We start from the raw sequence: 2,572 nt of genomic DNA on the forward strand, positions 1-2,572 counted from the left end.
GTGTTGGGGTGCTAGGGTGTGTTTATTACTTACCCCCGTACTCCCATACTCCCCCTACGGTGGTACAGCCTACCCTGTTACTCCCGTTTAACCAGAACTAAATAGCTTGAGACTTTGGAGGTAGTTGAATTTCAGAAATAGTAACGACGGGTTTAGCGCGGAGTTCCCCATCTTCGTTATGCCAAGACTCGAATGTCAGATCGCCCGTAACGGAAATAAGACAGCCTTTGGTGAGGAAACTAGCAGCTTTGACTAGTGCATCGCCGACGAATTTTAACTGATACCAATCGGTGGCATCTTCGGTAACTTTGACAGCTAAGGCTGTATCAGAGATTTGAAAGTAACCAGTACCATCTTTACGAGGAACATCAGCAGTAGAAGTAGCGCGACCAGTACGACCAGATAGAGTAACAAACATGGGATTTTCCTATAGGGTGAATAATTTTCGTGAATACAAAGCGCAACGAAATCGACCTCTAAATGAATAAAGATCGATCTCACTTTTATCAGGCGTAGCAAAGATTAACTGCTAGCACAGTATTTTTGGGAGTGGTAGAAGCGATCGCATCAATCCAAGTAAGTTTGGATCGCTTGTCACCAATAGGAGTAATGCAGAGTTCAGCCGCGATCGCTTTGAGGTTGACTATAGATTGAGTTTCGAGCCAATCGCGACTAATTGCAGCATCTGAGTTTGCATTCGTGGAGCTTATTTCTGGGTGAATTGCTTCAGCAGGATTTGATTGCGGCTCGATGACTTTCGGTCGAGCGGAGATTGTTACAGTTGCAGGTTGTGGCAAGAACTGAATTGCAAGGGAAAAGTAGACAACAAACAGCAATACTGGAAAAATAATTTGATTGACGGCAAACATTTTTTTGTGATAGACTTCACTCTTACCAGGCGAAGCCAACTCGATCGCTACTCACTAATAATTGAGTTTTTTCATATTTCACCAGCAGTCTTTTTTCCATCGACAGGTATCAAATATTAAGCCATTAGACTCATCTGTTTACCCTGAGTTGAGTGTTTAGATGGATGGGAGCCACTCCTACCTCTACAACCAAAATGGAACAAACTACCGCCCTCAATCATGCCATCAGCAAGTTAGCCTTAAATCGATCGTTTGCCAACTATCACATTCAAGCAGACGATCCGATCCGCGATGTTACCGGAATGCTCGATCGGATCGAACAGATTAAAGATGCCATTCCCCAAGCTGTGACTCAATCTCTAGATTTGGCAGGGAAGAAGTTAGAGACTCAATTCGAGCTAGTGAGCAACCCATTACTAGCGACTATGGCAGTGCAACAAGGCTATCTCGGTGCAGTCGGACAGCAATTAGCTTCGCTGGAAAAAAGGTTTATTACCACCGGACATGTCGCAGCACCATCACAATCCTGGAAGACTTGGTTGTTAATCGGCTGTAGTTTCACCATTTTGGGACTGGCAGGATTCAATACCCTCACCAATGCCTGGGCGGTTACACCAGCAGGAACGCTAGCCAAACAGATGATCGATCGCAATCCCAAATTAGCCAATAATTGCCGCCCGCTGACAACTCGCGAACTCAAAGATTTGGGGGCGAAAAATCAAGCTAGGAAGATTTGCTCGATTTTTCTGTAGCAAAGCGATTCTGCAAAGCAGACGCTACGCAAACGAATCTCAGCCAGATCGCTCATCTCATTAGTTAGATCGCCAAGTTATATTTGCAGAATTAATTCGATACATAATCCCATAAATTTTAGCCAGAAGTGTGTAATTGCTGGCTGGATATTTTAATGAGGATCGATAATCGTTCGCGCAGAATTTACCGTTGAGTACGAGATAATGACCAAATCTAATTTTCATAAATTCAAGCCTAAATCTAACTTTATCGACAAAATTTACTACTCGTGTTCGGTTGAATTCTGGTTATCGATCGTCACTATCGGTATTGCGGCTGATTGGATCTTCAAGTTTGGGACTAGTTCGTTACTGATTACGCTGGCGTGGACAGGCATTCTCGGCACCTATTTGGTATTTTCCAACCGCACGGCAGGGAATCTTTGGTATAACTTTCGCCGCATCAAAGCACCACAACATCAATCGTTGCTGATTGGGTCGATCGCAGTTTTAAGCAGCTTATTTCTAATTACCTGCATGACAGATCCCGCTCATGCCTTAATTATTACGGCTTCAGGAACGACAGCAATTACCAACTTACTCAGCGGAACGGGTTTGGGCGTTACTAATGCCGCACTAGCTGGCTTTGCAACCTTTGTAATTAACTTCATCAAAGTCGCATTTGCCATTGCCTTTATCTTCGGACTTAAAGATGCTTACGACAAAACCAGAGAACGTGCCGAACTGCAAGAGATCGTCCAAGCCCCGATCGTACTAATTGCTGTCATCATCGCGATCGATGCGGTAATGGGGATGATTTTCGGAGCAGCCTGATCTCATATCTTGCATCAGATGCAAACATCTTAGTGAAGTGGGGGAAAGGGTAAAGGGTAAAGGGTAAAGGTATTAGGCGCGACGCGCCCTTCATATCCGCAACCGCTACCAGTCCTCCTTTATCCCTTCCCCCTTCCC

Annotated in this window: 4 protein-coding genes; 2 read left to right on the forward strand and 2 right to left on the reverse strand. The window is 44.7% G+C overall.

Translation table 11 applies throughout. The annotated features are described in order from the left end of the window. Window positions 1-97: 97 nt before the first annotated feature. The gene (locus tag C7B77_RS27925; protein ID WP_106312756.1) at window positions 98-418 is read right to left on the reverse strand and encodes a single-stranded DNA-binding protein; all 321 of its coding nucleotides are present in this window, start codon (window positions 416-418) and stop codon (window positions 98-100) included. An 88-nt stretch (window positions 419-506) separates the two neighbouring features. Further along, the gene (locus C7B77_RS27930) at window positions 507-869 is read right to left on the reverse strand and encodes a hypothetical protein (RefSeq protein WP_181244063.1); all 363 of its coding nucleotides are present in this window, start codon (window positions 867-869) and stop codon (window positions 507-509) included. A gap of 194 nt (window positions 870-1,063) precedes the next feature. On the opposite strand from C7B77_RS27930, the gene C7B77_RS27935 reads away from it, so the two are divergent. Continuing rightward, entirely contained in the window at window positions 1,064-1,621 is a 558-nt protein-coding gene (locus C7B77_RS27935; protein ID WP_106312759.1) for a hypothetical protein, read from the forward strand. A gap of 204 nt (window positions 1,622-1,825) precedes the next feature. Continuing rightward, on the forward strand, window positions 1,826-2,434 hold the full coding sequence (locus C7B77_RS27940) for a hypothetical protein (protein ID WP_106312762.1): 609 nt from the start codon (window positions 1,826-1,828) through the stop codon (window positions 2,432-2,434). Window positions 2,435-2,572 lie beyond the last annotated feature (138 nt).

Origin of the sequence: Chamaesiphon polymorphus CCALA 037, assembly GCF_003003845.1 — a bacterium.
GTDB lineage: Bacteria > Cyanobacteriota > Cyanobacteriia > Cyanobacteriales > Chamaesiphonaceae > Chamaesiphon > Chamaesiphon polymorphus.

Bases quoted from the DNA above. Each gene is read 5' to 3' on its own strand.
- C7B77_RS27925 (WP_106312756.1), bottom strand. From the start codon at position 418: ATGTTTGTTACTCTATCTGGTCGTACTGGTCGCGCTACTTCTACTGCT.
- C7B77_RS27930 (WP_181244063.1), bottom strand. From the start codon at position 869: ATGTTTGCCGTCAATCAAATTATTTTTCCAGTATTGCTGTTTGTTGTC.
- C7B77_RS27935 (WP_106312759.1), top strand. From the start codon at position 1,064: ATGGAACAAACTACCGCCCTCAATCATGCCATCAGCAAGTTAGCCTTA.
- C7B77_RS27940 (WP_106312762.1), top strand. From the start codon at position 1,826: ATGACCAAATCTAATTTTCATAAATTCAAGCCTAAATCTAACTTTATC.